Origin of the sequence: Pseudoclavibacter sp. RFBB5 (assembly GCF_002931555.1) — a bacterium.
Lineage (GTDB): Bacteria > Actinomycetota > Actinomycetes > Actinomycetales > Microbacteriaceae > Pseudoclavibacter.
Genome location: NZ_PSTZ01000016.1, coordinates 1 through 3388, shown reverse-complemented (window position 1 = coordinate 3388; position 3388 = coordinate 1). Strand labels below are relative to the sequence as shown.

Here is a 3388-nt window from a genome sequence, read left to right as displayed (position 1 = left end):
GAATTAAAAGATAACGAAGTAAAAGTTAAAGTATCTTGGGCTGGTATTTGTGGTACTGACTTACACGAATATTTAGAAGGTCCAGTATTTATTTCCACTGACAAACCTGATCCATTCTTAGGTCAAAAAGCACCTGTAACTTTAGGACATGAATTCTCAGGTATCGTTGAAGAAGTGGGGAAAGACGTTACAAAATATAAAAAAGGTGACCGTGTCGTTGTAAACCCAACTGTTTCTGCACGTGAAAAAGAAGAAAATTTAGATTTATATGATGGGTATACATTCATCGGATTGGGTTCAGATGGTGGTTTCGCTGAATTTACTAATGCACCTGAAGACAATGTGTATCACTTACCTGAAAATGTGTCTGCTCAAGAAGGTGCATTAGTTGAACCAACAGCAGTAGCAGTGCAAGCTGTTAAAGAAGGTAACTTATTATTTGGTGATACAGTGGCTATCTTTGGTGCAGGTCCAATTGGTTTATTAACAGTCGTTGCAGCTAAAGCAGCTGGTGCTAGTAAAATCTTTGTATTTGATTTATCAGAAGAACGTTTAGCTAAAGCTAAAGAAGTGGGCGCAACTCACGTTGTAAACTCTGGTAATACTGACCCATTAGAATTCGTAAACGAACATACTGAAAACGGTGTAGATGTAACCTTTGAAGTAGCTGGTGTTGGCGTAACATTAGCACAATCTGTAAAAGTAACACGCCCAAGAGGTAGTGTTGTCATTGTTTCAATCTTTGCACACGAAGTTAACTTTGATCCAATGTTATTGACAAACTCTGGTGTTAAATTAACGTCTACTATTGCTTATACACCAACAACATTCCAACAAACAATTGATTTAATCGCAAATGGCAGCTTAGATGTTAAGAGCGTTGTCACAGATAAAATTGAATTAGCTGACATCGTTGAATCAGGATTCAATCAATTAGTTAATGATAAATCACAAGCTAAAATCCTAGTTAAATTAAATGGTGACCAAAAATATTAATTAAATGTTTTAGAGGCTGGGACATAATTCCTAACAAAATAGCCAGTAAATGAGTTTATTATAAATTCATTTACTGGCTTCTTTATTTACAATACTACGTATTGTTGGCTCGCTTTCTTAGGGGACAGCTTCAGCCTGTAGTCTTCAGCTTGTCCTGTTCCCTCAAGAGTCTCGCCAAAATACTTTGTATTTATATGTAATTTTACATTGAAATACTTTAAAAAAATAAGGCCCTTTCGTATAATTTAATAAATATCACTAAACTAAATTAACGAGGTGCCTTATGTATAAAGATTATAACATGACTCAACTTACTCTACCATTGGAAACTTCAGTTCTTATCCCCACAAATGATATGTCACGACATGTCAATGATATTGTAGAAACAATTCCTAAAACTGAATTCGATGAATTCAGACATCATCGTGGTGCAACCTCATACCATCCCAAAATGATGTTAAAAGTCATTCTATATGCCTACACACAATCTGTGTTTTCAGGTCGTAAGATAGAAAAATTACTTAATGATAGCATCCGGATGATGTGGCTATCACAAAATCAAAAGCCTTCTTATAAAACGATTAATCGATTTAGAGTCAATCCAAAAGTAGATGCTTTATTAGAATCATTATTTATTCAATTTCATAGTCAGTGTTTGAAACAACATCTTATAGATGATCAGGCCATTTTTATTGATGGTACGAAAGTTGAGGCGAATGCCAATCGATATACATTTGTATGGAAAAAGAGTATTCAAAACCATGAGACAAAAATGAATGAAGATTCTAAAGCACTCTATCATGAATTGATAACAAATAAAATCATACCTGAGATTAAAAAAGATCACGATAATGACTTAACAAAGGAAGAAATAGATTTGATTGGTAGTCATTTGGATAAAGAAATCGAAGATTTAAATCAACATATCGATAATGAAAAATGTACTAAAATAAGAAAACAAATACGGCTCAAAAGAACTAAAATTAAACAATATAAAAAGCAAATTAATGATTACTCTGGGCGAAAGCATAAATACGACGTCCAAAAATCTATTTTAAAGGATAGAAATAGTTATTCTAAAACAGATCATGATGCCACATTTATGAGAATGAAAGAAGATCATATGAAAAATGGACAACTCAAGCCAGGTTATAATTTACAAATAGCGACAAATTCTCAATTCGTTTTATCTTATAATGTGTATCAAAATCCGACTGATACAAGAACGATGATACCATTTTTAAATTCAATTCAAGAGACCTACGGTCATTTACCTGAATATATTGTAGCTGATGCAGGTTATGGTAGCGAACCCAATTATATGGCAATTATAGATGATTTTAATCGAATACCACTTATAACCTACGGTATGTTTATAAAAGATAAAACTAAAAAATATAAAAGCGACATCTTTAACACTCAAAATTGGGGTTATGACGAAATTAACGATGAATATATTTGTCCAAACAATAAGCGATTGGGTTTTAAAAGATATGCCTATCGCCATGATAAATATGGATTTAAGAGAGACTTCAAATTATATGAATGTGATGATTGTTCAGAATGTCCTCTGAAACACCAATGCATGAAGTACAATTCAAAAACAAATAAAAAAATAATGAAAAATTATAATTGGGAATATTTTAAAGCCCAAATTAATAAAAAGCTTTCAGAACCAAAAATAAAAACCATCTACAGTCAGAGAAAAATTGATGTGGAGCCTGTTTTTGGATTTATGAAAGCCATTTTGGGTTTCACTCGAATGTCCGTTCGAGGGATAAATAAAGCCAAAAGAGAACTAGGATTTGTGCTAATGGCACTTAATATAAGAAAAGTAACAGCTCAACGAGCTGAAAATAATCAAAAAAATTATAAAAAAGACAATTTCTATATTATTTCAATAGAAATTGTCTTTTTTCACTTATCTAGATACTTTATGTCCCGGACTCTTTTATTTATTTTATTCCATTAGCTGTAGTTTTTAATAATCGTAAAGCTTGAACTGTATAATGTCTAATTTGAAGACCCATTTTAAAATCTGTATATGTTTTCGGCATTTCAATAAATGTGTTAAACATGGCTGTTACGCGATGATGATTAAATATATCAAACTTATCATTAGTCGCACAAATTGCAATAGATGGTTTGTGATATTTTTCTGTAAGTTCCGCAATAGTCAATGTGGTTGTTTCAAGCATATGATCTTCTTCTTTTAAACCCTCTCCAAAGATAATTAAATCTGCCTGAGATACTAACTCATCTAAATGTGTAATTTGATTTACTAGTTCATGACTCGTTAAAATTTCTGTGTTGTATAATGCTTTCAACACCGCAGCAATACCGCCACCGGCTCCTCCACGTTCAATAGATCCTAAAGCAATATGTAATTCAT

3 protein-coding genes are annotated in these 3388 nt (G+C 32.3%); 2 read left to right on the top strand and 1 reads right to left on the bottom strand.

The annotated features are described in order from the left end of the window. Both C5B97_RS18435 and C5B97_RS18430 read left to right on the top strand, forming a co-directional pair. On the top strand, positions 1-996 hold a 996-nt coding region (locus C5B97_RS18435), incomplete at its 5' end, for a 2,3-butanediol dehydrogenase (protein WP_104313522.1). A gap of 283 nt (positions 997-1279) precedes the next feature. Next, positions 1280-2968: an IS1182 family transposase gene (locus C5B97_RS18430; RefSeq protein WP_104313520.1), complete on the top strand. Its 1689-nt coding sequence runs from the start codon at positions 1280-1282 to the stop codon at positions 2966-2968. On the opposite strand, the gene C5B97_RS18425 is transcribed toward C5B97_RS18430, so the two are convergent. After that, positions 2952-3388 (bottom strand): glycerate kinase (locus C5B97_RS18425; protein ID WP_181027068.1); only part of this gene is annotated, 437 nt, incomplete at its 5' end. The two genes, C5B97_RS18430 and C5B97_RS18425, sit on opposite strands and share 17 nt — an antisense overlap.

What these genes read in the sequence shown, in the direction of transcription:
- C5B97_RS18430 (WP_104313520.1), top strand. Translation starts at nt 1,280, where the DNA reads ATGTATAAAGATTATAACATGACTCAACTTACTCTACCATTGGAAACT.